The organism is Paenibacillus agaridevorans, from assembly GCF_018604145.1.
GTDB lineage: Bacteria > Bacillota > Bacilli > Paenibacillales > Paenibacillaceae > Pristimantibacillus > Pristimantibacillus agaridevorans.
Genome location: NZ_CP075889.1, coordinates 6,980,336 through 7,003,650, shown reverse-complemented (window position 1 = coordinate 7,003,650; position 23,315 = coordinate 6,980,336). Strand labels below are relative to the sequence as shown.

Annotated in this window: 17 protein-coding genes; 4 read left to right on the top strand and 13 right to left on the bottom strand. The window is 52.9% G+C overall.

Features of this window, described 5'->3' with window-relative positions; all coding sequences use genetic code 11:
- Positions 1–50: 50 nt before the first annotated feature.
- Positions 51–812, bottom strand: a complete 762-nt coding sequence (locus KJW29_RS36310; protein WP_246608417.1) for a type 2 periplasmic-binding domain-containing protein — start codon at positions 810–812, stop codon at positions 51–53.
- On the bottom strand, positions 736–1,188 hold the full coding sequence (locus KJW29_RS36305; RefSeq protein ID WP_246608416.1) for a hypothetical protein: 453 nt from the start codon (positions 1,186–1,188) through the stop codon (positions 736–738). The genes KJW29_RS36310 and KJW29_RS36305 overlap by 77 nt, the downstream gene beginning before the upstream one ends.
- A gap of 229 nt (positions 1,189–1,417) precedes the next feature.
- Here KJW29_RS36305 and KJW29_RS28165 point away from each other — a divergent pair, with 229 nt between their 5' ends.
- Entirely contained in the window at positions 1,418–3,697 is a 2,280-nt protein-coding gene (locus KJW29_RS28165) for a helix-turn-helix domain-containing protein (protein WP_214627147.1), read from the top strand.
- Between the two features lie 768 nt (positions 3,698–4,465).
- Here the strand turns inward: KJW29_RS28165 and KJW29_RS28160 are convergent.
- The 5 genes from KJW29_RS28160 to KJW29_RS28140 form a co-directional block, all read right to left on the bottom strand.
- On the bottom strand, positions 4,466–6,739 hold the full coding sequence (locus KJW29_RS28160; protein WP_214627146.1) for an FAD-dependent oxidoreductase: 2,274 nt from the start codon (positions 6,737–6,739) through the stop codon (positions 4,466–4,468).
- 61 nt (positions 6,740–6,800) lie between these two features.
- A complete protein-coding gene (locus tag KJW29_RS28155) occupies positions 6,801–8,246 on the bottom strand; it encodes a sulfatase family protein (RefSeq protein ID WP_214627145.1) in 1,446 nt (481 codons plus the stop codon).
- A 17-nt stretch (positions 8,247–8,263) separates the two neighbouring features.
- Complete coding sequence (locus tag KJW29_RS28150; protein WP_246608415.1) at positions 8,264–9,157, bottom strand: carbohydrate ABC transporter permease; 894 nt, start codon at positions 9,155–9,157, stop codon at positions 8,264–8,266.
- Positions 9,157–10,050 (bottom strand): carbohydrate ABC transporter permease, encoded by an 894-nt coding sequence (locus KJW29_RS28145; protein ID WP_246608414.1) that lies wholly within the window; start codon positions 10,048–10,050, stop codon positions 9,157–9,159. The genes KJW29_RS28150 and KJW29_RS28145 overlap by 1 nt, the downstream gene beginning before the upstream one ends.
- Positions 10,051–10,147: 97 nt before the next feature.
- On the bottom strand, positions 10,148–11,506 hold the full coding sequence (locus KJW29_RS28140) for an ABC transporter substrate-binding protein (protein WP_214627144.1): 1,359 nt from the start codon (positions 11,504–11,506) through the stop codon (positions 10,148–10,150).
- Positions 11,507–11,621: 115 nt separating this feature from the next.
- Between KJW29_RS28140 and KJW29_RS28135 the strand changes: the two genes are divergently transcribed.
- Positions 11,622–13,124: a sensor histidine kinase gene (locus KJW29_RS28135; protein WP_214627143.1), complete on the top strand. Its 1,503-nt coding sequence runs from the start codon at positions 11,622–11,624 to the stop codon at positions 13,122–13,124.
- Between the two features lie 27 nt (positions 13,125–13,151).
- The gene (locus KJW29_RS28130; protein ID WP_214627142.1) at positions 13,152–13,832 is read left to right on the top strand and encodes a response regulator transcription factor; all 681 of its coding nucleotides are present in this window, start codon (positions 13,152–13,154) and stop codon (positions 13,830–13,832) included.
- Positions 13,833–13,910: 78 nt separating this feature from the next.
- Here the strand turns inward: KJW29_RS28130 and KJW29_RS28125 are convergent, their stop codons facing one another.
- The 4 genes from KJW29_RS28125 to KJW29_RS28110 all read right to left on the bottom strand — a co-directional run bounded on the left by KJW29_RS28125 (position 13,911) and on the right by KJW29_RS28110 (position 16,968).
- On the bottom strand, positions 13,911–15,122 hold the full coding sequence (locus KJW29_RS28125) for a glycoside hydrolase family 88 protein (protein ID WP_214627141.1): 1,212 nt from the start codon (positions 15,120–15,122) through the stop codon (positions 13,911–13,913).
- Between the two features lie 110 nt (positions 15,123–15,232).
- On the bottom strand, positions 15,233–16,081 hold the full coding sequence (locus KJW29_RS28120; protein WP_214627140.1) for a hypothetical protein: 849 nt from the start codon (positions 16,079–16,081) through the stop codon (positions 15,233–15,235).
- On the bottom strand, positions 16,065–16,595 hold the full coding sequence (locus tag KJW29_RS28115) for an RNA polymerase sigma factor (RefSeq protein ID WP_246608413.1): 531 nt from the start codon (positions 16,593–16,595) through the stop codon (positions 16,065–16,067). The genes KJW29_RS28120 and KJW29_RS28115 overlap by 17 nt, the downstream gene beginning before the upstream one ends.
- Positions 16,596–16,725: 130 nt before the next feature.
- Positions 16,726–16,968 carry an SGNH/GDSL hydrolase family protein gene (locus KJW29_RS28110; RefSeq protein ID WP_214627139.1) on the bottom strand — a complete coding sequence of 81 codons (243 nt, stop codon included), beginning with the start codon at positions 16,966–16,968 and terminating at the stop codon, positions 16,726–16,728.
- Positions 16,969–17,264: 296 nt separating this feature from the next.
- Here KJW29_RS28110 and KJW29_RS28105 point away from each other — a divergent pair, with 296 nt between their 5' ends.
- Positions 17,265–18,782 (top strand): malate:quinone oxidoreductase, encoded by a 1,518-nt coding sequence (locus tag KJW29_RS28105; RefSeq protein ID WP_214627138.1) that lies wholly within the window; start codon positions 17,265–17,267, stop codon positions 18,780–18,782.
- Positions 18,783–19,499: 717 nt separating this feature from the next.
- Here KJW29_RS28105 and spoIIE read toward each other — a convergent pair.
- Complete coding sequence (gene spoIIE, locus KJW29_RS28100) at positions 19,500–21,992, bottom strand: stage II sporulation protein E (protein ID WP_214627137.1); 2,493 nt, start codon at positions 21,990–21,992, stop codon at positions 19,500–19,502.
- Between the two features lie 678 nt (positions 21,993–22,670).
- Entirely contained in the window at positions 22,671–23,174 is a 504-nt protein-coding gene (locus KJW29_RS28095) for a S1 domain-containing RNA-binding protein (RefSeq protein WP_087571208.1), read from the bottom strand.
- Positions 23,175–23,315: the final 141 nt, after the last annotated feature.

Here is a 23,315-nt window from a genome sequence, read left to right as displayed (position 1 = left end):
AATGGCAGGGTGCCGTTCACGAATTCGCGTTCCGCCTCGTTCGCATACCGTTAGATGTCCAGTCCCGCCGTAGACATCCAGAGCGACTCCTCTTCGGTGAAGTTGAATCGGCCCCATACCTCGCTTGGGATGTACGGTCTCGCCTTCTCCGCCGACGCCATCGCTTCCGGTCTCGTCTCCGATCCTTGAAAGTACGCTTCCCGTACAAAGCCGGGATAGCTGCCTCCCATCCAGGTGACGTAAGGAATCAGCGCCTGATCCAGCGTCAAGCCGCCTTCCGCCTGCGCAATGCTCTCCTTGAATACAAGCGAGCCATCCGGCTTTTTGTCGTAGGTGCGTCCTTCTTCGCCCATAAAAAACAAGGTCGCTCCCTCTTCTCCGAAGAAATAATCCATCCAGCGGATCGTCTCCTCGTCCACGTCGACGAACCGATGCGCGATGCCGCGATTGCCAAGACCGAATGCTCCCTTAAGCTGGTCCAGCAGGGGCGTGATGCCGACGCTGGCTACAGGAATTTCATCCTGCACGCCATTGCCGTTCAGGTTGGTGTCCCTCACTGCCCGCAAATAGGCCAGCAGTTCGTCCGTCGTAGCGGGCTCTTGCATGCCAAGCCGCTCCAGCCATTTCCCGTTCACCCAAAACGGCATGCCGACCGGCATGGTCAATCCTTGCCTCAGCTCGGGATATTGCTCCAGCAAGGCATAAAAGTTCGGCGCATGATCGGCCAAATAATCGTCAAGCGGGATAAGCACGCCCTTCCTGCCGTACATATAGAGCTCGGCGGACGACAATCTTCGCCGAATAGAACGCATCCGGCAATTCTTCCCCCGCGAGCGCTAGCGCCCGCTGGTTGGCCAATACCTCGAAGGGAATCAGCCGGAAGTCGATATCCATATTCGACCGCTCCGCCATCTTTTTCCATACCAGCTTATCCTCGTACGGGCCGATATTATTCGGTGACTGGCCGGTGAAAAACGTAAGCGCGATTCGATCGCGGGCAATCGGCATTCCTTCCGCCGCCTCACTTGCCTCATCGGCTTGCTGCTCTTCGCCTCGCTGTCCTTCGGCTTGCCTCTCCCGAACGCTGCAGCCTGACAGCAAGACCAGGACGGCGGCCATAATAAGAAGAATGGCAAGGATGGCCGAATTCCGCTTTCCGTATCGCTTGTCGTCCACCGCTTTAATCATCCCTTCTCGTCACGCCGCCTCCGCCTGTCCGCATGAGGCGCAAATTTATGATATAACGCGGCTTTATGCAGCGAAATCGACGTTTTTTTTGATGCTTATCCTTTTTTTCGATTCCTTTTTTACAAACACTCAACATGCCTGTCACAGCCTTTCGGGCCGCTTTCGTATACGATAGAAGGACTTGCGTGATACTCTCTTTAGCTCCGCAGGGAAAGGAAGTGCTCTCATAATGAAGCTTCGTTTTTCGAAACCTCGCACGCTGTACGGACAGCTGCTTGTCTCTTTTATATGCATCATTATTTTGTTTTCGCTGTTTAACGGCTTGTTGTTCTCGTTCTTTCAATCCCGGCTGCAGAAGGACGTCGTCGCCAACAATCATCGCGCGTTAATCGATGTCGCGGAAAGATATGAAACGCATATCGCCCAGTTGAAAGCACTGCTGAATACGATCTATAACGATACCACGGTGCGCGAGTTCAATCGGCAATTGCGCTCTTACGGCGCGGACGAAGCCAATTACTTATCCGCCTATCGCATCTCCAATATGCTGCGCGCGGACGCCTATAATCCGTTGTTTTATCTGGAAGGCATCATCGTCCATTACGGCATCGGCGACTTCGCCGTGGATCAGGACGGCAGCAGCTCCGCCTCGGATATGTTCGGGAGAGCCTATGCAAGTCCGGGCTACTCCCATTCCTTCTGGCGCGATCAGCTGAGCAGTCCGTCATTTTTGACCCTATACCCGGCCCGGAGCTTTCTCCCCTCGTCCGATGTGGCGGACGGACCCGCTATTCTGCCCATCAGCCTCAAACTGCCGGGCGAGGAATTTCAGGTTATCGCTTTGCTCAACGTGGACAAGGCCATGTCCGCTTTCGCAGGCAAGGCGGCGGACCGATCGATCGCTATTGCGGATAACGACGGTCGAATGTTGTATCAGAATGGATTGCCGGAGGGAGACATCCCTGTTTTTAAGAACGGGTCCGATCATCTGCTCCACGACCAATTCTATTGGTTCCGAACAACGACGGCCGACGGTCTGTCGTATTATTCGACGATTACTTACGCGACGGCATCCGCCGAGCTGCGCCAATGGTTCTGGTGGTCGGCGGCCGTGTTCGTCTGCACGCTTCTCCTCGCGACCGCCGTTTCCCATTACTTCAGCAGGCGGATCAAGAAACCGGTTGACCGGCTGCTTGCCGCCGCTGCAGGTCAATCCTCGCGCCTGCAGCCGGCGGCAGGCAGCGGCATTCGCGAATACGAGGCGATCGAAAGCCGCATTCTTCATTTAATGGAGGAGCGAGAAGAAGTACAAGGGAGGATGAAACGGCACCGTTCCATATTGACCAGCTATGGCTACATGAGCCGGATCAAGAACATCAACGAGGATTTGGGGGAGTGGAAGGAGTTCATGACGACGGAGACCGACGGCAGCTACGATCTGATTCTATACGAGCTGAAATTCCGCGGAGACGCGATGGCCCGGCTTAACATTCGGCCCGAGCACGCCTCGCTGGCCGTTCGTGAGCACATCCGGGCGGCCGTCGAGCGTTATTGCCCGGGCTCGCATACCTTCCAGCTAGAGCATCATCAGATTCTCACCGTCGTCCGGGACGGCCGTTCTGAGCCCATCTCGGCTATGTTGGCCGAGGTCAAAGAGCTGCTGGACCAAAGCTCCTCCTATTGCGCGGTGACGATCGCCGTCAGCTCCCGCTTCGAGCATGCTTCGCAATTCGGCCATGCTTACGAGCAGGTTAGAAGCTGGGCCGGACAAGCGCTGCCGAAGGAAGAGACGCAATTGATTACGGCGCCGCGGGAATTGCCGGAGACGCCTCGTTTATCGGAGAAGGAAGCGGACAAGCTGGCTTCGTCCCTGCAAGCGGGGCAAGCAGAAGCGGCCGTCGACGTGGTCGAAGAATTGCTGGAGCGCATGCGGGAATCCGGGGCCGCGGTGCGTCAATACCATGAAGTGGCGGAGGGACTGGCGGCTATACTGACCGACGAGCTTCGCCATCTGGGCGACGAAGCGGAGCCCCAGGTGGGCTGGACGATCCGCTCCATCCGGCGGGAAATGGCTGCCTGCCATACCGTCGAGGAGTATCGCTCGCAGCTGGCCCGGCTGGCCGAGACGGTGGCCGTCGCGCTGTCCATGCGAACAGTCTCGGGCGAAGCCCCCGTCATCTCGCGGGTCATGCACTCCCTGGAGACGGGATTCGGAGCGGATATTTCCCTGGAGCAAGTGGCGAACGATCTGAACATGTCGGCGGCCTATCTGTCCACCTACATCAAGGAGAAAACAGGCACCAACTTCATCGACCACTTGAACGGCCTGCGGATGGCGAAGGCGAAGGAATTGCTGACGGAGACAGCCCGGCAAGTGAGCGACATCGCCCGGGAAGTCGGCTACCATAACGTTACCTCGTTTAACCGTCTGTTCAAAAAAACGACCGGCATCTCGCCGACTGAATATCGACGATTGCGGCAGGTCGACGCGGAAGGTAAAACGGGCTAGCGGGAATGGCGTCACTCCTATCTGTTCGTTCTCTCGAGTAAGAGGAAAAACTCCCTCTAATATCCTCGTCTCCGCCTTTGACTGCTCTTTAGAGGGAAATCCTACCTCTAATTCTGGCCGAATCACTGTTTTCTGGTCGAACCGCCCCGATTAAAGGGAGGTTTTCCCTCAAAGCGGAGCCGATATTCCGATTTTTCCAGATTAGAGGGGGATTTTCCCTCTATTTTCCGATGCGATATACGGTGGGCCTTTTGGAGATGAGCGGCCTTGAGCTTTGCAATGCAAAGCCCTATGGCAACAAAGAGTGAACAAAACGAGCTTATTAATCAAACTAAATAGTTGTGCGGAACTGAGCGACGTTATTTTCGCCAAATCAAGGGTTTCGAGTACCCTTACGGAACTGAGCACTCTTATTCCATATCAATCGCACCCCATCCCCCTTATTATCAACCAATAAAGTCTCTGAGTTCCGCTAGCCCTGCCGTTACCCCTCCATTCGCCGAAATAAGGGCTCTGAGTTCCGTCCCTCGTTTGTCGCTATCGCGCACGTACGCACGCCGTAGCGACAGCGACTGAATTCGCGCTCCACCCCGAAAATTTATAAATTCTATAATTATGAGAAAACCTCTATCGAGGCCTCTCAACGATGAGCGACCGCGTTTAAAGGTAGGTTTTATCGCTAATAAGAAAGCCGTTTTCGAAGACCGAAAACTTATACTTTCTTATGTGGTAAGAAAGAGCCGTGCCTCAGGCACGGCTCCGCTCTTCTTATTCGTATGCCCGAATCTCCACAATTTGCGCATGCTTCGAGCCGGCCGTCGCTTCCACGACGACGCGCATTTGCTCGGCGGCAACAGGCTGCTCTAGCCGGTGAACGCGATTGCGCTTCCGGTTGTCCTTCTCGCGGAGCAATACGGTCCACTCACCGCCCATGCATACTTCCACACGGTAGTCCCGCACCAGCTCCGGCATTACGTCGAACGGCGTACGGAAGTGATGCAGATTGATCAGGTCCTGGTTCACGTCATCGTTAAAAATCAGTTGAATCTCCGATAGCGCAATCGGTTCGTCCCACGCCAGCGACACCCATTCCTGGGCGCCCTCCCGCAGACGCTCCGACATCCACAGCTGCGGTCCGCCGTATGGCCTGATATAGCCGTTAACGACCGACTCTGCGGCATAAGCCTCCGTAGCCGGTTCCACAATCGCGCAGAATGGCTTGCGAATCAGCCGCTTCATCGTCCAGATCATGGTTAGCTGCGTATCCATAAATTCGGAGAAATCCGACGAATCATTTACCTTCTTCTCGAAACTCAGCATCCCGAAAAAAGGCTCTCCGCTCGTGTATAGCATTACCGCTTCGTTCGCTTCTACTACGGCAAACAGATTAAGCGGCTCCTGCGTCTCATATTGGAATGGGAATGCGACCCACTGCCGCTCGCCCGGCGCCACTTTGACCGTGCTCGACTCCAGCTGCTCTGCCGGAATATAGTTCTCGCTTCGGCCCGTTCCGTAAAGCGTGACGGTCAGTTCCGTCGCTTCGGCCGAATCCAGCAGCAGCGACAGCCGGTCCAGCCGGTTCGTCACCGGGAACAGGATGCCGACGGCGTTGATTAGCGGATACGCTTCTGCCGGCTCCTCCACGCTTATGCTCCGCTGCACGCTCGACGCGGTCACCGTTGCCGACCGCGCCTTGTTTAGCGAATCGCGGCTTCGCAGGCCAATAACCGACGCATCCTGTCGCAGCAGCGTCTCCTGCAGCTCCGTCAGATGGCGGCGGCCCAGCTCGCGCGGCGTTACTCCGTGCTGTACGACAAGCGCCGCGCCTGTGCCCGCCGCTTCGCCCATGACGGCGCATGTCGCCATTACGCGCGTCGTGCCGAACGCCACATGCGAGGCGCTAATATTCCGGCCCGCGAACATGAGATTCTCCACATTATTGGAGTAAAGCGAGCGGAACGGAATATGGTAGATGCCGTCGGCGTGATAATGCTTGGAGCCGCTCGCTTGCGCATACATGCCTTGCGGCGGATGCAGGTCGATCGACCAGCCGCCGAAGGCAATGCGGTCCTCAAACGGCGTCTGTCCGATCACGTCATTCTGATTGAGCATATAATCGCCGACGAACCGGCGGTATTCCCGTTTGCCCGGAATCGAGCCCACCCATTCCAGCGTCATGTTGTCGGCCTCGAACTTCCCGGAATTTTTGATATAATCCCAGATTCCGTAAATAACCGACCACAATTCGTCGCGGATCCGCTCGTTCTCATGCACCGTATCCAGCTCTCCGCCCCATTCGATCCACCAATAGTGGCAGCCGGAATCGCCGCTGCGTATGACGCGCCGCACCGGGATGGAGGTCTGGGTAATATCCTTGGCGAAGCTTGGCGGAATATACTTGACCGGTTGCCCGGCATCCTTCGTATAGAACAGAATCGTACTGCCCAGCGTAATATCGTCGGCGACTTCCGGCGCCCAATCCTCGTTAAACTCATGGCGCGCCTCGCGCCCGATCCGATAGTTGGCTCCGGCCAGGAAACCGATCAGCCCATCGCCCGTGCAATCCAGAAACATCTCGCCGATAAAGCGGATTCGCCGCTCCGATCCCATCATCCAGCCTGTTACCGATGCGATCCGGCCGTTGTCGCAATCATCTCCTTCGGTCTCGCGACTCGCCACCAATTCCGCTACTTCCACCTCGTGAACATCCGTATTCAGGAATAACCGGATGTTCTTCTCCGCCAGCACCGTCTCGAGCACAATTAAATCCCACAGATACGGATTGCCTTCCGGATTCCGATACTGGTTCTCCACGAACATCTCGCCCATAATGCCCGTCTCCCGAGCGTAGCGGTTCACGTCATGGCTGGTCGCGCCGCATACCCATACCCGCACCTCGCTGCTGGAATTGCCCCCCAGGACCGGCCGGTTCTGCACCAGCGCCACCGTACGGCCCAGCCTGGCTGCGGCTACCGCCGCGCATACGCCGGCAAGCCCGCCGCCAATTACCGTTATATCCGTATAAATGGTTTCCGCCTTCATGGCTATGTCACACTCCGCATCGCATCATTCTGTTGTTCCTATCGTTTGATCCAGACCGGCATCATATCTCGAATGGATCCCCAATCCCGGCTAGCCGCTCCTTCAGTTCTTTCTCCAGCTCCGAGGCAACGGGATGCTCCGCCGCGTGCTTCAACGCAATCGGATTTTGCTGCGCGGGATCCTCCTGCAAGTCGTACAGCCAGCGCGCTTCGCCTTCGCCCGGAGCATAACCCTTATCCACCACGTAGGTATATCGTTTGGTTCTAATGCCCCGCCAGCCATACGCCAGATGATTGAGCCCGGCTTCCCGGAATGCCGTAATCGCGGCGAGCCGTCCGGGATATGCGCTGATCAGCGCCCTGCGCTCTTTCCCTGCGGCTTCATCAGTAATCCTGCCGCCAAGCTCGTCATGCTCCTTCATATGCGCGGCCAATGAATGCCCTTCTACGGTACGGGGTACCGGAATGTCCATCAGTTCGAGCAACGTAGGCATGATGTCCACCGTGTTCAAAATTTCGGCTGTCGCGCCGGTCGCAATCCGGCCCGGCCATCTGATGACGAACGGGACGCCTATCGACTCTTCATGCCACGAATGCTTGGCCATCATGCCGTGCGAGCCGAGAAGCTCGCCGTGATCGGAGGTCAGCACCACGATCGTGTTCTCCTCGATGCCCAGTTGCTCCAGCCGTTCCATGAGTCTGCCGAATTGATCGTCGATGCCGGAGACGGCCGCGAAATAATCGCTCGCGTTCTCCTCCCATCTCTGTTCTCCGCCAGCAATGGTCTCGCCCGTATGCACGAGGAACGGTTCCCGGATGACGACATTCTCCCGCCGCTCCGGCACGGTACCCTCATACAGCTTCTTGTAGCGTTCGGGCACCAGATGAAACGGGCTATGAGGCGGATTCCAGGACAGGAATAACGAGAAGGGCGACTCCCCTCCGCAATTCTCTTCTAGAAAAGACAGCGCCTTGTCCGTCTCATGCTCGACAGACCACTCGCTGATCTTAATCTTCTCGGGAGAATCCATCCAATAATGCGGAGTCAGATGCTCGTCGGAAGCCCCGTAAGAATACCAATAATCGAAGCCGTGCCGCTTCGGCCCCGGCGGCGTGTAAGCGTCCCAATCATCCGCTCCGGACAAGGGCTGCTCCGCCTTGTTCCGTTCGGGCTCGTCCAGATGCCATTTTCCAATATAGCCGGTCCGAAACCCTTCCCGCTTCAATACGTCGCCGATCCCGATTTCATCCGGGGAAAGCATCATGTTCAGACCCGTTTTGCAATTGGTAAACACGCCGGTGGATAGCGCATACTTGCCCGTCATGAGCGAAGCCCTGTGCGGCGAGCATAAGGGCGTGCAGCTTACAGCTTGCGTGAATACGAGCCCTTCCTTCGAAAATCGGTCCATATGCGGCGTGTATACCGGGTCTTCATTCATGAATCCGACGGCTTGCCTGCGCCACTGATCGGCAAAAATATAGATGATATTCGGCCGTTGCCTTGTCATTCGCGCGCCTCCTTCCTTTATCCCTTCACGCTTGAACCTACGATGCCTTTTACGAAATAATCCTGCGCCGCCACGAATACAATAATGGTCGGGATAATCGAGGACACGGCTGCCGCCATTAACAAAGCGTACTGCGTGGTATATTCGCCAATGAAGTGCTGCATGCCCAGTTGAAGCGTATAGAGACGATCGGAGGTCAAATAAATGAGCGGCCCGAGAAAGTCGTTCCAGGTATGCATAAACGAGAAAATAACGAGTGTCGCAATAGCCGGCTTCGTAAGCGGCAATATAATGCGCAAGTAAACGCCGAATTCGCTAAGCCCGTCAATTCTGGCCGCTTCCAGCAGCTCATCCGGAATGGAGGAGAAAAATTGACGAAACAAAAATACGCCGAACGGGCTCACGGCACCCAGCACGATCAACGCCCAATGCGAATCGATCAAGCCGAATTGCTTCATTAAGACGAACTGCGGAATCATCATGACCTGGTAAGGAATCATGAGCGTGGCCAAATAAACAAAAAACAAGCCGTCTCTTTCCGGAAATTTGATTTTGGAGAAGGCATACCCCGCCATGGAACAAGTGAAAAGCAAGATAACAATGGTAATCACTACGATTTTGAGTGTATTCAAGTAATAAAGATGAAACGGAATCGTGGTCCACACATCCGCGTAATTGCTCCAATAAAATTTTTCCGGGATCCACTTGATCGGAAAACCGAATATTTCATGTTCTGCCTTGAGCGACGCCGAGATCATCCAAATAAAGGGCAGGATCATAAACGCGGACGTGAGCGTCAAAACCAAATAAAGCGATAATTGCTTGATTTTCCGGGCACGCTTCATCGATGAACGACTTATTTTGTTAGCAGCGAGCGGAAGCGGCATTCTGTCTCTCTCCATTTCTCTCATTAGTAGTTCACCCACTTCTTCTGGCCTCTGAACTGCACATAGGTGAACACAAGAATGACCAGGAACAATACATAGGCCATCGCGGACGCATAACCGAAGCTGAATTGCTTGAACGCAACATTATAGATCGTATACACAAGCACCTGCGTTGATCGCCCCGGCCCACCCTGGGTAAGCACATAGATAAAGTCGAATACCTTGAACGAATTAATGACGCCGATAATCACGGTAAAAAAGATAATGGGAGATAGCATAGGCAGCGTTACGCGGAAAAACTTCGCAATCGGCCCCGCGCCGTCCAGCTCCGCCGCTTCATATAGATGATCAGGAATGCCTTGAAGTCCTGCTAAATACAACACCATGTAGTACCCGATGGAATGCCAGATATAAACGATGGCCACCGATATTAACGCCCATGCGGACGAAGAGAACCATCCCGGAGGCTCCGTGACGCCAAGCGCCTGCAGCATCTGGTTGACCGGCCCCATAGACGGATTGAGAATGAGCTGCCACACGACCGCTACGGCGATTGTTGCCGTGACATAGGGCAAGAACACCGCCGTACGAAACAGCTTGACGAATTTGATGCCGGCGTTCATCCATACCGATATGATCAATGCCAGGAACAGCGTGAGCGGTACGGATAGAATCGTAAAGATCAAGCTGTTCATGAGCGAAATTTTGAAGTTGTCATCATCGAACAGTTTCAGGTAATTGTCGAGGCCCACGAATTTAAACGGTCCAAAGCCGTTCCACTCGGTAAAGCTCATCAAGAAGGAAGCTATAACGGGTACGAATACGAAAAGCGCAAACCCGATAATATTCGGAAGCAAAAACATATAACCCGTCAGCCTGTTGCGCTGCGTCATCGTTCTTTGTTTTTTGATTTTCAAGTTGAACCCACTCCTTGATCAATGGGCAAGCCTGATCCAATAACCGTGCTTGCCCATTGATATCCGTTTTTACATTTTCTGTCCTGAATATGTCGCTTTATTTGTCAATCGAGAACTGGTCGGCATAGATGCCGCCCCATTCCTTCGCTACGCGTTCCGCGATTTTGGCTACCGCTTCTTCCGGCGTTTGCTCGCCGACGAAGACAAGCTCTCCTTCTTGCTTAAAGATTCCGTTTACGATAATGTTCTTCACGCCCGGCAGCATAGGGTATTCCGGAACCGCCTTGGCATCATTGAAGTAGTTGATATGCTCCGGCTTAAGCGTCCCGTCTCCGGAGTACGCCTCTCTAACCGCATCGTTCGTAAAGCCCGTCAAATAGCCTTGCTTGGCGAAAATTTCCGCGCCTTTGCTGCCGGTCATAAATTCGACGACCTTGAATGCCTCTTCTTTGTGCTTGGAATTTTTATTGATCATGAGCGCAACCGGGAGCTCCAGCGTCGTGTTGCTTTCCACCCCTTCCGGATGAGGCAGCGGCGCGATATCCCAATCGAAGCTGATCTTTCCTTCCGCCTCCGCTTGCCTCAATTGCGCAACATGCCAATCGCCCATCAGATTCATGGCCACATTTCCCTTCTGGAAGGCGGCGTTATAATGCGCTCCGGTCGTAATTTGCTCCGACCACTTCATGATCGATCCGTCTTTCTCCAGATCCAGCCGGAACTGCAAAGCATCCCGGAACGGCTCCATATCCTTGTCGATGATGGTTGTTCCGCCCTGGACCGCCGGCATGTACCAGGTTTGAGCCCATTGATGCAGGTAAGCGCCGTAGATCTTGTCTTGACCCGATCCGCTCGTCAATTGCTTGGCCGTGGCGCGGAATTCATCCCAGGTCATGTCTTCGTCCGGATACGGGACATTGGCCTGATCGAACAGATCCTTGTTGTAATACAACATCCAGTTGGATTTCCGGTAAGGAAGCCCGTAAGATTTGCCGTTTATTTTCATCCCTTCGAACATCTCTCCGAATCCCGACACATCCATGTTGTTGGCTTTAATCAGCTCATCCAGCGGTTCGATGATGCCGGTGTCGACCAGGGAATCCAATACGCCGCCGAACAGATCGTATTCAACGCCGCCCGACAATTGAATTCTGAGCTTCTCGTAATAGAACTGTCCTGCAGGAAATGTGATGAATTCGATCTTGATGTTCGGGTATTCCTTCTCGAATTCTTTATATACGGTTTGGAAGGCCTCCAGATCATCCGGCAGTACTGGAATTGTGAAGTTTACAACTTCCGACTTCCCTTCGCCCGCCGATTGTTCTTTGCCAGTGTTCGATGGCGGCGATTGGGTGGAGCCGGCGGTAGAGCTGTTTGATCCCCCATTAGACGAACAGGCTGCCAACAATCCGGTAATAAGTGAAAGAATTAGAACATTTGACCATCTCTTTTTCATTTTACAATCCCCTCTCAGGCGTGTTATACTTCCTCTCACTCACATTGTAAGCGCATACCATTGAGGAAAATAAGTTGAATCTTTTATACCCCCTTTGCAGGAGGCGACGATTCCTTTGATTTATTTATCCATCGTTTTGCTGCTTTTAACCATCGCATTTACTTACAAAAGGCTCAACAGTTTATCGACTTATTTTTTGTACGGGATTATTATCGGCTGGTTATTATCCTTTTTTTCATATATTTTCTATATGAGTAGTTTTAATGTATATTTCGAAGTCGTGAGCAAATTTTATGATTTCAGCCCGGGATCATGGAACAGGCTTGTGTTGGAAAACTTCAACCCCAGCGTGCAAATTCGGCTGATGAATGCGGGCGTCATTCTGTTCAGCTATTCCTTTTTGCTTTTCTCGGTCTCCTATACGATGAGCAGAAGGAAATTAAAAAATCTGGCGATTTATATCCCGATCGGCATCCTGGCGTTGCTTCAGTTGCTTTATTTTGACCCGGCCATCAACCTGTCGCTGCAAAACCGTTACTACGACGCCGGATATCCCCAGACGCTTGCTTTTAACGAGATTCGCGACATTATTAACGCCGCCTCCATGGTCCTGAAGCACGGCGTCGTTATCGTTGCGTTCCTGCTGCTCTTTATCCATTTTTTCAGAAACGTGCATGTCAAATTTTTGAGAAGGTATATGCTCTACCATCTGCTTTGTCTCATTCCGGCGGCGGCGATCCATACGATCATGTTTTATTGGGCCCCGAAGGTGCTGGTGAAGGCGACATTCATTCGCGAATTTCACAACTATTTGAAGCCTCAAACCAGCAATATTATTTACGATATCAATATTTTCCCGATCGTATCCATTGTCGCTCTGGGGACGATGATCTTCACTTTTTCGCGCTACCACTCGATGGAGGTTCATTATCGGAATATCAATGCGGATATTAACAAGCGGATCAAAACCGCTTCGCTCGGCGTAAAAGCGTTTACCCATTCCATCAAAAATCATCTGCTCGCCATTAAATCCGAAGCCGAATATTTAAAGGAGAAGCTGGCCGATGACTGCGAGGCCTTGTACAGCCTGGATTTGATCATGAACTCCTGTCTCATGTCCTATGACACGCTGAGCAGCGCATCAAGCAAACTGAACAGCATCTCGTTAACTATGGAGCTTGCAAAGCTGCACGTTCCCGTGGAGAAAGCGTTGGCCACGTTAGCCAGTTCCGACAGCCGGGTTTCGATCCAGGTGATACGCGAGTCGCTGGGAAGCAAGGCTTACATGGATATTGCCCATATGAGCGAGGTGTGCTGCAATATTATTACCAATGCGCTGGAATCCTTGAAGGGCCAGTCGGACGGAGAAATCGTAATTACGATAGAGGATCAGGACCAGTGGGGGGCTATCTCCATCCAGGACAACGGCCCCGGCATCGCGCCCGAGCATATCAACGACGTGTTCTCCCCCTTCTTCTCGACGAAAGCCTCCTCCAGCAACTGGGGAGTCGGCTTGTCCTATTGCCACAAGATCGTGACCGCCCATAACGGCAAGATCGAAGTGGAGAGCAATGACAAGAAGGGAACGACATTTACCTTTTTTCTCCCCTTGGTCTAGACATAATAATTATGGAGGTTTTGGACAATGGACCGTATAAAAATGTTGATCGCGGACGATATGGAGGCTCATCGCAGACGGCTGATGAGAATTCTGCAGACCCAGGATGACTTTGACATTGGAGGTTCCTTCAGCACCGGCGATAGCACGGTTGAATTCGCACGGAGCTACAAGCCCGACATTATTCTGATGGATATCGAAATGGAGACTCCTCTGGCTGGCATCGAAGCGGCGAAAGTGATTCATGAGACTTTGCCCGATACGAAAATCATTGTGCTTACGGTACACGAAGACGATAATATTGTATTTGCGGCGTTTCAAACAGGCATTGTAGACTATGTCATCAAGTCGGCAACGCCCGAGGAGATTATAGAGGCCATCCGTTCCGCGTACCATGACGACTCGCCGATCCGACCCATCATTGCCAAAAAACTGCGGAATGAACTGGTTCGCATTAAAAAGTCCGAGGCACGCCTAATGTCTGCGCTAAATACCATCTCGACCTTGACGCCCAGCGAACTGGAAATTCTGAAGCTGCTCTGCCAATCGAACAACCGCCAACAGATTGCAGACATGAGATCCGTAGAAGTCGAAACGATAAAAAAACAAATTAATGGCATACTAAGGAAATTCAACGTACAAAGAACAAAAGAAGTTGTCAAATTAATGAATGAATTAAACATATTCGAGGTTATTAAAAGCTTATAGACTCAGAGTTATCCCATGCAGAATTGTTGCAAAAAAAACTCCGCTCCCTTTAAGAAGAGAGCGGAGGTCGTATGCGTCTTACCAATATGGCTTCCAATCGCGCAGTACTCGAACCAACGCTTCCATATAAAAATAGTCGCCCCAAATATTGCACTCGTCGACGCCTAGATTTTTCGGGAGGGAGTATACGCCATGGCCCAACACGCCGTTGGACCCCGGGTCGTCCACCGTCGTGTAATTCGCCGCAAGCGAGCCCAGAATCGCTAAAGCCGCATTCTCGTATAACGTTCGATCCTCATCCAACACAGGCAAGTGACGAGCCAATTCCAGCAATCCGCACGCGGCAATGGCTGCTGCCGACGTATCGCGCTGTCCATCCTGATCGGTAAAGACCAGATCCCAATTGCATACCAGATCCTCGGGCAAATGATTTAGAAAGTAATTGCAGGCATGTTTGGCAGCGTCGATAAACTTCTTGTCTCCCGTATAGCGGTAACTGAGCGGCAATCCGTACATGACCCAGGCTTGCCCTCTCGACCAGCAGTCCTCGTCGGCATGCCCTTGGCTCGTCCAGCCTCGCGTCGGCTCGCCGGTATCGGCATCGATATGATAAACCTGGTATGAGGATCCGTCGTCGCGCACCATATGCTCCATGACTTGGCTCATATGACGGTATGCTTTATCGTAATAGGTGCGATCGCCCGTCATTGTGGACGCCCAATAGAGAAGAGGGACATTCATCGAACAATCGATGATAAATACGCCCCGCTCCTTGTGCCCGCGATCCTCCAGATAACCTCTTACCTGAATGATGCTCGACTTTTCCTGAAATCGCATGGAAAGCAGCTTGGCGGCATCCAGCGCAATGCGCTTGGCTTCCTCGCTTCCGGTCAACCGATAACCGGCCACGCAGGACAAGGAGTACAAGAAACCGATATCATGATGATTCAGTATATCCCGCTCTTCCAGTCGAGTCTTAAAGCTGGCTACATGTCTTTCTGCGACGTCCCGGTATTTCGGTTCCTCTGTCAGCTCATAGGCGAGCCACACCATCCCCGTCCAGAACGACGAAGTCCAGTCAGAGTAATAGTCCAGGCTTGCGTTGTCGACAGGCTGGTAAACCTGATTGACGCTGTGGGCGGAAGGGAAACGATCCGTGAACGCTTCCAGATGATGGTCGATTCGGTTCATGACGAAATCCAGCGCCGTCCGAAATGTTTCTTTCGACAAACCATGGTTAAACCTGTGCGTGCCACGGACCGCTTCGCATGCAGTTGGATTGACGGCCATTGTTGCTTATCCTCCTCGCTAAAGTCACTACCTTTTCCATTAACTATAATGACTTGTCGCGCCCTTCATAAGGCCCAAATCTTATACCCCTCTGTCGTGTCGATGCCCTGTTATTCTCCGTCCAGCACCTGGAACTGCTCCAGCGTCTGGGTAAAACGCGCGCCATGTCCTTCGGCCGCCTCAAGGAAGTACTTCGAGGACAGGATAAAGCTGCCTTGTTTCCCGTTGCTTACGATATAGACGTTCGTCACCATGCTGTCCCAGTCGGAACCGTCAATCGCATGAACCAGGTAACCGTCCACCGGCGCCGTCACGCGTTCGATAGCATCGACCCGATCGTATTCGCCCTGCAATTGCTCCGCAAGCTCCTTCGCCAGCTGCTCCGGCAGCACTTCGGCCTTTTGCTCGATCGTAAGCGATACCTCCGGATATTTCTCCGGCAGCGGATCGATCGTCGTAATGACATCCTTGTCCTCGCCTTCCACCAGCTTATACCGATCCTTGTCGTAGTAGATGGCGTAGTCGCTAGTCTTGTCGACGTGAACCTGGCCGTTCGTCTCTTCCTTCTGGCCCTCGACGTCGATTTCGATTTTTTTCTCCGGCTCAAACCAGTTCTTCACGCTATCCATCATAGCCGTACCCGCAGGCAGCGACAGGAACACTGTCAAGGCAACGGCCGCAGCCGCAACTCCCACTCCGATTTTCATGACTCTCATCCCCTTATGTTTGGTCTTGTTGCTTCTGTTATTCGCGCGTCCCAGGCTCGGACTCCGTCCGGTGATAGAATCATGATGCACCGTGCCGCCGTCAGCCTGTTCCCCGTTATCTCCTGCAGAAGAGCTCTTTGGCGTTCCCTCCTCGGCATCGAGGCGGGCCTCAAGCTGGCCCCAAATATCGTCCTTCCATGTGTCCGGATACTCCGACTTCTTGAGCAATTGCTCTTTATGCTTTTGATCCATGCGGCTCCCCTCCCAGTCTGTCTCTCATCTTCTCGCGGCCCTTGAGCAGGCGCGACTTTAACGTGTTGATGTTAAGCTCCAAAGTGTCGGCTATCTCTTTCTCCGAATAATCGTGCAAATATTTTAAGATAAGCGGGATTCGATACATATCGGGCAGCGATTGCAAGGCATCGTATACGTCGAGGCTCGTATCCGGCAATTCCGGCTCTACTCCGATCCGCTCCAGCTCCAGCTCGCCGGCCAGCGGCACCACTTTCTTCTCCCGTTCCATCACCCGGTAACACTCTCTTAGCAGAATACAGTACAGCCACGGCTTGAACGGCTTCGAAGAATCGTATTGCCAGATGTTGCGATACACCCGGAGGAACGTCTCCTGCACCGCGTCCTTGGCACGTTCGCCATGTTTCGTTACGAGCATCGCCGTCCGCATCGCATAGTCGAAGTATTCGTCGTATAACGATCGGAACGCATCCCGGTCGCCTTGGATGACCCGGCTTATGATCTCACCATCCAACTCTCATCACCTCTTTCGTGCTGTTCTTATAAGTATTACCCGGCATGTTGACGGAAAGTTTGCTGCAATGATAAATAAGTTCAATAAAAAAACCTCATCACCATTAAAGCGGGGATGAGGTTCTTGGAACCTAGCTCAGCACGCGATGAAGCGCGTCGGCCCAGATGTTGTACCCTTTCTCCGTCAGATGACAGGTATCGAACGCGATTTCTCGCGACAGAATCCCGTCCTTATCCAACATAAGAGAGCCTATATCCAGGAATACATAATTGCGTTCTTCTGCAAATTGCTTATAGAGGACATTAATATCCGAAATTAACTTTCTTGTCGGATGCTCCGGATGTTCCTCGCGCGGGAATACGCCCATCAGCACAATTCGCGAATAACTTCAACGAATCACCGCATTCCAGGGAATGATGATACTCGCACTTATAAAAAAGATCGATTCTATCCTAGAAGTGGAAGCCTAACCAATCTGTCAAGTCAAGTTCACAAAAAAGTAGACGCAATGATTTTAATCTACTACTAATAGTGTTACACTAAGAGATAAGGTCATGAATGATCCGGAAAAGATGTACGACTAGCCTGCGCCCCGTCGCATCGCCCGAGGCGCCTACGAAGACAAGCCTACATCCTTTCTGCAAAAATGAAGGATTAAGGACGGTATATATGAGCAACCAACCTAAGAAAACAGACGTCATCCTGATTGGCGCCGGCATAATGAGCGCGACTCTGGGCTCGCTGCTAAAGGAACTCGCTCCGGACTGGAACATTACAGTATTCGAGCGCCGCAGCGCTGCGGGAGAGGAAAGCTCCAATGAGTGGAACAACGCGGGGACGGGTCACGCTTCCTTGTGCGAGTTGAACTATACAACCCAGAAAGCTGACGGCTCCATGGATATTAGCAAAGCTGTCAAGGTTAACGAAGAATTTCAGGTATCCAGACAATTCTGGTCCTATCTGGTAGATCGCAAGCTCATTCGCAATCCGAAGGACTTTATCAGTCCCGTTCCCCACATGAGCTTCGTGCAAGGGGAGAAGGACGTTAACTTCCTGAAGAAGAGATTCGAGGCGATGTCCGCGAATCCGCTGTTCGAGGGTATGGAATATTCCGAAGATCCCGAACAACTGGCGAAGTGGATCCCGCTCATGATGAAATATCGGACGGAGAGCGGTCCGATCGCCGCTACGCGGATCGAATCCGGCACGGACGTTAACTTTGGCGCCCTGACCCGCATTTTGTTCAAGCAGTTGGCCACGCAGAATGTAAACATTAACTATAATCATCGAGTAGACGATATAAAACGCGCAGCCGACGGCTCCTGGCAGCTCAAGGTGCGCAACGAAGCCACCAATGCGGTGGAGCGTCATCAAGCCAAGTTCGTATTCATCGGCAGCGGCGGCGGTAGCCTGCACCTCTTGCAGAAGTCGGGCATTCCCGAAGGCAAGAGCATCGGCGGCTTCCCGGTCAGCGGTCTGTTCATGGTGTGCCGCAAGCCGGAGCTCGTGTCGCAGCACCGCGCGAAGGTATACGGCAAAGCGTCGGTCGGCGCTCCGCCAATGTCCGTGCCGCATCTGGATACGCGCGTCATCGAGGGCAAGGAGTCGCTGTTCTTCGGACCGTTTGCCGGCTTTACGCCGAAGTTCTTGAAGTACGGCTCCAACCTGGACTTGTTTACGTCCATCAAACCGCATAATCTCGTGACGATGATGGCCGCGGGCGTAAAGAACATGCCGCTGACCAACTATCTGATCAAGCAGCTTATGTTGTCCAAGGAACAACGGATGGAAGAACTTCGTCAGTTCGTTCCTAATGCGAAGAGCGAGGATTGGGAGCTTGTCGTAGCAGGGCAACGTGTACAAATTATCAAGGACACGGCTGCCGGCAAGGGCACGCTGCAATTCGGCACGGAGGTCATCAGCGCCGCTGACGGCTCCATCGCCGCTTTGCTTGGTGCTTCGCCAGGCGCTTCGACCGCCGTATCCGTTATGCTCGAAGTGATCGCCAAGTGTTTCCCTCAGCATGTCAAGTCGTGGGAGCCGAAGCTTATGGAAATGATTCCTTCTTATGGCAAGACGCTGCTGGACCATCCGAATCTGATCCAGGAGATACATGCAACAACTGCGCAAGCGCTGGGCTTGAACGATGCATCAGCATCCAAGACGGCTCAACGCACCGTATCTTAGAGAATCGTGAATGAACCGCCTCTTTGCGAGGCGGTTTTTTTGTTGTCTTGCATTCCTTATATTGTGCTCAAAGTTAGAGAATCCAAGTCACTTGGGGTTGCGACGATGGCACAAACTTTTTTAGCTCAATGCCGAACGACTGTGTCAGCGTTTGAAGAACGGTATACTCTCGCATGTCCCTTCTGAGTTTTTTAAGCCTGACCTAGACAACGCTCATAATTAAGGGTAAAACATCCCTTTACTTCATTGCCAATTCCTTTCATTGGTGAAGTAGAGGGAAATGTTTCCTATATTTCACGCGCTCAGGCCGGCTGTCGCCATTTCATTCGTGATTAGAGGGCAGATTTCCCATTAAAGTCACAAAATCCGGTTTAGAAGCTAATTTAGACGGCACTTTTCCCATTAATCGCAATGTCCACGTTAATCGCATTATTCACATTGACCGCTCGTAATAGCCTTACACTAGATACATTAAGTGCAATATCACCCATAAACCGCACTATCCACATTGATCGCAATATCCACATTACCTCTTCATCTCACCTACTTCTCCTTCCCTAAAGTGTCTAATTGCTCTCACGGGCTGTGGACGCACAATAATCTAGTGTGAACTTGCCCCCTTGTAGAGCAGAGTAGAGAACTGAATTTCAAAGAAGGGCGCAAGCCTCCTATTTACTTTTCAGTTCCCCCTTTGTCATTCCCTTCGTCATCCTCCCCTTAGCTCACCGTCCTTGGCCGTTCCATGCGGCTTACGCCCGGCCAGCGGAAGGTTGCCCACTCCGGCAAATGTTTGTCGATACGCGCGACCAGTACCGTCATATCGTCCACGATGTCGCCCTCGTGATAACGAACCACCGTCTCGAGCAACGCGTCCGCCATCTCCTGCGGATTCTCCGTACTCATCTCCCCTATAATCCGTTTCATCCACATCTCCTTATTCACCGCATATCCCGGAGCATCGTAGATGCCATCGCTCATCATAATGAGCGTATCGCCGGGCTGAAGCTGCATCGACACAAAGTCGACGTCGATATCCTGTATGATTCCGATTGGCAGGTTGTTCGCCGTGATCGGAATAACCTCCTTCCCGCGTTTGATGAAGCTGGGCGTCGAGCCGATCTTCATAAATGTCGTGTGAGCTGTATAGAGATCGACGATAGCCAGGTCTACCGTCGCGTACATTTCTTCGGCGGAACGAAGCAGCAATACGGAGTTTACCGATTTCACCGCCAGCTTCTCGTCCATGCCCGACTGCAGCAGCTGCTGCAGAATGGATAACGCCGCGCTGCTCTCCTGGCGCGCGCGCTCCCCGTTGCCCATGCCGTCGCTGATCGCGACCGCAAACTTGCCGCCGCCAAGCTCCATCAAGGTAAAGCTGTCTCCCGACAGCAGATCTCCACCCTTGGCGGCGCCCGCTACGCCCGTCTCCACCTCGAATTGCTTCGCCGAGGCGAATATCGCCAGCGACGGCTCTCCTTGCTTCGCCGGCTCGCGCTCCGACTTGACCGCGATATGCTCCCCCAGAATATCGCTAAGCAGCGGCGCGATGATTTTTCGGCATTCGTCGAAGCCCCTCTCGAAGGAGTGGTACACTTCGATCTCTACATTTCCCTCCTCCAGATTGACGATATCTACGCCTTGTATCGATAAACCGAGTCCCTCCACAGCTTCCCGGATCTGCTCCTCCTGCAGATGAAGCGTCTGACCTTCGCGCCGGATCTCCTTGGACAGGTCCTCCATAACCTGGGACACGCCGTACAGTTGGTCCGCTACAAGCTGACGGGACTCGAGAATTTGTTTTTTCCAATGCATATTGTTCTGGTATAACTCATATTGATGTTGCATAACGCCGAGCACCTGGGACGTCTTCCCGCAATGGGACGTCCATGAACGAGGATGATCCTTGACCGCGGGCACGCGTTTCTCCTCCACGGCGGCCATCATATCCGTCATCATATTGTACGTATGGAAGTACTTGTCCTCCCAGCAAGCATTGCGCCGATGACAGGAGAAGCAGCTTCGTTCCGCAACGGCGTTCATAAAGCTGGCGATCTCATCGTCGCGCTTTACCTCGGTCGCCTTCTGATTCAATTGCCCGAAGGTACGCGACAGCTGGCGGAATACATCGGAAAACTTTACGACGCGCTCAGCCGTTACCTCCCGTACGCGCTTAGCATATTCATGCTGCGACTTCGCATGTTCATTGGTGCCCGGCACATAACGGGCAATGGTTCGAATGACGCCGCGCGGGGTAAGAAGCAATAAGGTGGCTGCGGCGACCGACTCCCATGTGGAGTTCATGACATCGGACTGGGTGCCAATGTAGATCGTCAAGATCGACGTGCCGAGCAGCAGGCCGAACGCGGCAGCCATCTTCCCGCCATCCCGCAGCAGACCGGCGAGCAGACCGGCAAATGCGAGCATGCTCATCTGCACAATGGCGCTGAAGTCCGCCAGGCTCAGGATGAGGCCAGCCACGACGCCAACGGATGCGCCAAGCGGCGCGCCGCCTGCCATCGCGAACAGAAGCAGCACGTAACGGGACATGACATGCTCTGCCGACATGCCATAGAGGATCCAGCCGACGGCCCCCGTCATGACCGAGGCTAACAGAATCATGACGCAGATGATCTCCTCATGCTTGAGCGTTGCCGACTTCTTCGTCATCGTCAATACGGGTATCGCATGGATAAAGACTAACGTCAGCACGAAGGCCAGCGAAGCCTCTACAACGACGAGCATAAAGCTGTACCAGCTTAAGCTGTCGCCGATAAACACGCTAAACAGCTGGACAAGCAGCGTTGATATAAAAACCAGAATCGGAGCGGTAGACAACTCCGCTTTTTCGTATGTCTCGAGCGCCTTTAACAATAAGAACATGACGGCGATCTCCATCGCGATCCATAACGGCGCAGGTTCGGCGGCCAGCCAGCTGCCGGCTACGAGCGACGCCGCAATCCACGGGTAGATGTCCCTTCGCATAAAGTAGATGACTGCGAAATAAGCGACGGCAAACGGCATCAGCGACTCCAGAATGACGGCTCGTCCCAGCAAAAAAGCAACGGCGACAAGCAGGAACGTCCATTTTTTGGCCATCAGCATATTAATAAATCCTTTTGCAGCCTTCCACTCTACAGCCTTTTCCTTCAGGTTGCGGACGAAGCTCCCCTGCCTCATCCCGGATCTGCCAAGCGCATTCTCCTTCTTCATGAAAGACACCACCTTATCCGAATGTAATGTGTTCCCCATTATAGGGGCTCATCCTTATAAAGTTTGTCAGTTATCGTAAGTCGCGCCAAAGTTTTTTCCGACAAAGCCGCAGAGCGCCGCGCGCCTTGTCATGTGGCATACAAATGCAGGCCCGGCGCGGCTTTGCGCTGATGGCCGACTCGTCATCCGACAAATCTCCCTCAACAAATTTTATAGAGAACGCTTTCAATTCAATGGCGACGATGGCAGGAACCTGTCGGTAATGGAAGAGTATGGGGGAAAACTATTGAGCTCGCCGAGGAATATTTCAAAAATTCCGGTCAACAGGCGCCGGCTTCGACATACGAAGACCCTATAATGGCAAAATAGCTGAGTTAGCCACCCGGAACGAAAGCATTCGACGGTAGTCAGGCCAGGCAAATCGATTATCAAGTCGGAAAAGGGAGGCGAACGGCGCTTTCTGGGACAGGGATAGGCTGCGGGAACCGGAGACGGACATTTCCTCCCCGGCGCGATCCCTCTCTTCTCCGACCGAAATCCCTCATATACAGAAAAAAAACCTTGATGGACCAACGAATGTGGTCATCAAGGTTCTATGATTTATCTCAGTAGTCTGCATTACAAAAGTTGCCCACAGCTTTATTGGCGCATGCCGACAGGCATGTGAGTGTATAGGAATTAGATGCGCTTGGCTCCGCGTCCGCCGCGTTTGCCTTCCGTATTCTTCTTAAGGGAAGAGATACGTTCTTCGCTATCCTTTAAGAATCGGGACATTTTATCTTCGAATGACGGTTTACCGTAGGACGGTCTGCCAGAAGATTGTTTGTTGAAGGGACGTCCGCCGCCGCCTGGGCCACGACCTCCACCGCCACCGCCGCCGCCAAAACGGTCTCCTCCAGGGCCGCCGCCCGAACGCTCGCGCTGCGGAGCAGGTTGACCTTCCGGCCGATCAATGGCTTGCTTAATGGATAGTCCGATCTTTCCGTCTTTGTCCACGTTGATCACTTTGACCTTGACGACATCGTCGATCTTAAGATGATCCTTCACGTCCTTGACGTAGTTATCGGCAATCTCCGAGATGTGAACAAGGCCTGTGACACCTCCCGATAAGTCGACAAATGCCCCGAAATGCGTGATGCCCGTCACTTTCCCTTCTAACTTGGCGCCCACTTCAATTGCCATAAAATAAAATGTTCCTCTCTCAAAAGTTTAGTGAGTCCCTGTCCTATCGCTTCCGATAGGAATTGGCTTCTATCGTGATTATACCCGAATGGAAGAAGTAAGGTCAACAGACGTTCACCCCGTACGGTGCCTAATATTTGG